2 protein-coding genes are annotated in these 3,612 nt (G+C 58.4%); one reads left to right on the top strand and one right to left on the bottom strand.

Annotated elements, in window-relative coordinates:
- The coding region (hrpA, locus tag KHU33_RS25735) for an ATP-dependent RNA helicase HrpA (protein WP_211468332.1) at positions 1-2,934 on the bottom strand (2,934 nt) is incomplete at its 3' end.
- 235 nt (positions 2,935-3,169) lie between these two features.
- Here hrpA and KHU33_RS25740 point away from each other — a divergent pair.
- A complete protein-coding gene (locus KHU33_RS25740; protein ID WP_211468334.1) occupies positions 3,170-3,418 on the top strand; it encodes a hypothetical protein in 249 nt (82 codons plus the stop codon).
- The last annotated feature ends 194 nt before the right edge of the window (positions 3,419-3,612 follow it).

Below are 3,612 nucleotides of genomic sequence, written 5' to 3' on the forward strand. Positions count from 1 at the left end.
GCAAAACTCGGCCTGCAGAGCAGCCAGATTGCGCCCCATGTCAAGCTGCCGGCCATGCTCGTCGATCACCTTGAAGTTCATCGAATGATGCGCCGGCAAGGTTTCCAGTTTGAAATCGGTGCTGCGCGCGGCGACGCTGGTTTCAGTGCGGATATCCGCCATCAAGGCATCCAGCAGATTGCCGTGGCCGAACACGTGACGCGCCTGTATCCGATCGCAAAAGCCGGCGGCGTAATCCGGCAGCGGCACGCAATTGCGGCGTATCTTTTGCGGCAGCGATTTCAGCAGCAGATGCACTTTCTCCTTCAGCATGCCGGCCACCAGCCAGTCGCAGCGATCGACATAGACCTGGTTCAGCGCATACAGCGGTACCGTCAGGGTGACGCCGTCACGCGGCGTGCCTGGTTCGAAGTGATAGGACAAAGCCATTTCGATACCGGCCACCCGCATCACTTTCGGGAACAGTTCGGTGGTGATGCCGGCCGCCTCATGCCGCATCAGATCGTCGCGATTCAGGAACAGCAGCTTGGGCGTCTTGGCGGTCTCGTCCTTATGCCATTTTTCAAACGCGATGCCGTTGCAGATATCGGCTGGAATCAGCTTGTCGTAAAACGCTGCGATCAACTCGTCATCCACCAGCACATCGAGCCGGCGCGACTTGTGCTCCAGATTCTCGATCTCGCGGATCAACTTCTGGTTGTGCGCGAAGAACGGCGCACGGGTATCGAACTCGCCGCCGACCAGCGCATCGCGAATGAAAATCTCGCGCGCCTCCTGCGGATTGATCAAACCGAAATTGATGCGCCGCTGGCTATACACCACCAGCCCGTACAAGGTAGCGCGCTCGGACGCCGACACCTGCGCCGTGCGTTTTTCCCAACGCGGCTCGCCATACGATTTCTTCAGCAGATGAGCGCCCACCCGCTCCAGCCATTCCGGCTGGAGCTGCGCAATGCAACGCGCATACAGGCGGCTGGTATCGACCAGCTCGGCCGCCATCACCCACTTGCCGGCCTTCTTCGACAAATGCGAACCCGGCCACAGATGGAATTTGATGCCCCGCGCGCCGAGATAATGCGGGTCGTCGTCGGCCTTGAAACCGACGTTGCCGAGCAAACCAGTCAGCAAGGCGCAATGCAATTGCTCATAGGTGGCCGGCGCTTCGTTCAAACGCCAGCCCTGCTCGCGCACGATCGTCAGCAACTGCGAATGCACATCGCGCCATTCGCGCAAGCGCAACTGCGACAGGAAATTGGCGCGGCAGTTATCCATCAGCTGGCGATTGGTTTTCTTGTGTTCGATGGCGTCTTCAAACCATTTCCAGATTTTCAGATAACTCAGGAATTCCGATTTTTCATCGGCAAACTTCTTGTGCGCCTGGTCCGCCGCGCCTTGCGCTTCCAAAGGCCGGTCGCGCGGATCCTGCACCGACAAGGCGGCGGCGATGACCAGCATTTCGCTCAGGCAGACATTGTCCAGCGCCGCCAGGATCATGCGGCCGACGCGCGGATCGAGCGGCAGCTTGGCCAGCTGGCGGCCGGTTCTGGTGAGCTGGTTGTTGTCGTCGACCGCGCCCAGTTCCTGCAGCAATTGATAACCGTCGGCGATGGCGCGGCCCGGCGGCGGTTCGATGAAGGGGAAAGTTTCAACGTCAGTCAGATGCAGCGATTTCATCCGCAAGATGACCGACGCCAGCGACGAACGCAAAATCTCCGGCTCGGTAAATTTCGGCCGCTGCAGATAATCCTGTTCTTCGTACAGGCGGATACAGACACCGGCGGCAACCCGGCCGCAACGGCCGGCGCGCTGATTGGCGGCAGATTGCGCAATCGGCTCGATCTGCAACTGCTCGACCTTGTTCCTGTAGCTATAACGTTTTACCCGCGCCAGGCCGGCGTCCACCACATAGCGGATGCCCGGCACCGTCAGCGAAGTTTCAGCGACGTTGGTGGCCAGCACGATGCGCCGCGCATTGGATGGCTTGAATACCCGCTCCTGCTCCTGCGCCGATAATCGCGCGAACAAGGGCAGGATTTCAACATGGGCCGGATGGTGCTTGCGCAGCGCTTCGGCGGTATCGCGGATTTCGCGCTCGCCCGGCAAGAACACCAGCACGTCGCCGGAGCCGATACGCGCCAGCTCATCGACCGCATCGACCACCGCATCCATCAGATCGCGTTGCTCGCGGTCGCGCTGGGCCGCGCTTTGCGGTGCGTTCGGCTTGGCTGCTGCAGCAGCTGGATTGACGCCGCTACGGTCAGCATTATCGACCGGCCGATAACGCACTTCTACCGCGTACAGACGGCCCGACACCTCGATCACCGGCGCCGGCTTGTCGTTCGTGCCGAAATGACGGGCGAAACGGTCGGCATCGATGGTGGCCGAGGTGATGATGATTTTCAGGTCGGGCCGCTTGGGCAGCAACTGTTTCAGGTAACCGAGCAGGAAATCGATATTCAGGCTGCGCTCATGCGCCTCATCGATGATGATGGTGTCGTACTGGCGCAGCAAGGGATCGGTCTGGGTTTCCGCCAGCAAGATGCCGTCGGTCATCAGCTTGATCCATGCGCCCTTGCTCAAGGTGTCGTTGAAACGCACCTTGTAGCCGACATGCTCGCCCAGCGGCGAGTTCAATTCCTGAGCGATCCGCTTGGCGGTCGAGGAAGCGGCAATCCGGCGCGGCTGGGTATGGCCGATCAAGCCGTTCTGGCCACGCCCCAGTTCCAGGCAGATCTTCGGCAACTGGGTGGTTTTACCCGAGCCGGTTTCACCGCAAACGATGATGACCTGGTGCGCGCTCAGGGCGGCAGAGATTTCCGCGCGCTTTCCTGAAACCGGCAGTTCCTCGGGGAAGACGATCGGTGGCAAGACGTTGCGTTGCGGGCTCGGCATTTCGCGCGAGCGCGGTGATTTAATGGGTTCGGATGTTGACATGAGGATGGGATTATACAGAGCGCCATCCATAGATGAGCGGCTTATCGAGATGCCAATGACGGATAGCCTGAAGAGATATCGGAGCAGGCATCCCGCCACGCCAATTCCGACTGGCAAAATAGCCATAGTATGCTAGTCTAAATTTCCGGCAAGAAACGATCATCATCCTTGCATCATCGTCGGCCTGGCAGCACGTGTTTTATTTTTCAACCCTTGACAGGAATGAAATAAATCCATGAAAACAACCTCGCTGATTACTGCCCTTTCGCTACTGCCGATTCTGTCCGCCTGCGCAAGCAGCGCCTCGACCGATGTCGACAATGCGTCAAGTCTTGAGAAAAAAGAATATTACACAGGCTCGATGCTGCCTAAACACGTGCAGAAAAACAGCGATGACCAGTCAACTTCCGGCATGTCGCAAATGCCCACGCAACTTGGGACCGGCTGGCAAGCAACCACGATCGCAAAAGCCGGCGGCAAGTGACGCCTGACCGGGATTGAGCTATGCGGGCGCTTGCCGCAGCGGCGTAGCCGTTCTTGCTCGCTATCGGGGGATACGAAGCATTATTTATCCTTTGCCTTAAAACCTCCACCAAACACCTTTTAAATATGTATTTGCGGTTTCTTACATGGTATTTTGGTGAAGCCTTTAAAAAAGGCGAACAGAGAAATCGATGA

Origin of the sequence: Collimonas silvisoli (genome assembly GCF_018305005.1) — a bacterium.
Classification (GTDB): Bacteria; Pseudomonadota; Gammaproteobacteria; order Burkholderiales; family Burkholderiaceae_D; genus Collimonas; species Collimonas silvisoli.

Bases quoted from the DNA above. Each gene is read 5' to 3' on its own strand.
- KHU33_RS25740 (WP_211468334.1), top strand. From the start codon at position 3,170: ATGAAAACAACCTCGCTGATTACTGCCCTTTCGCTACTGCCGATTCTG.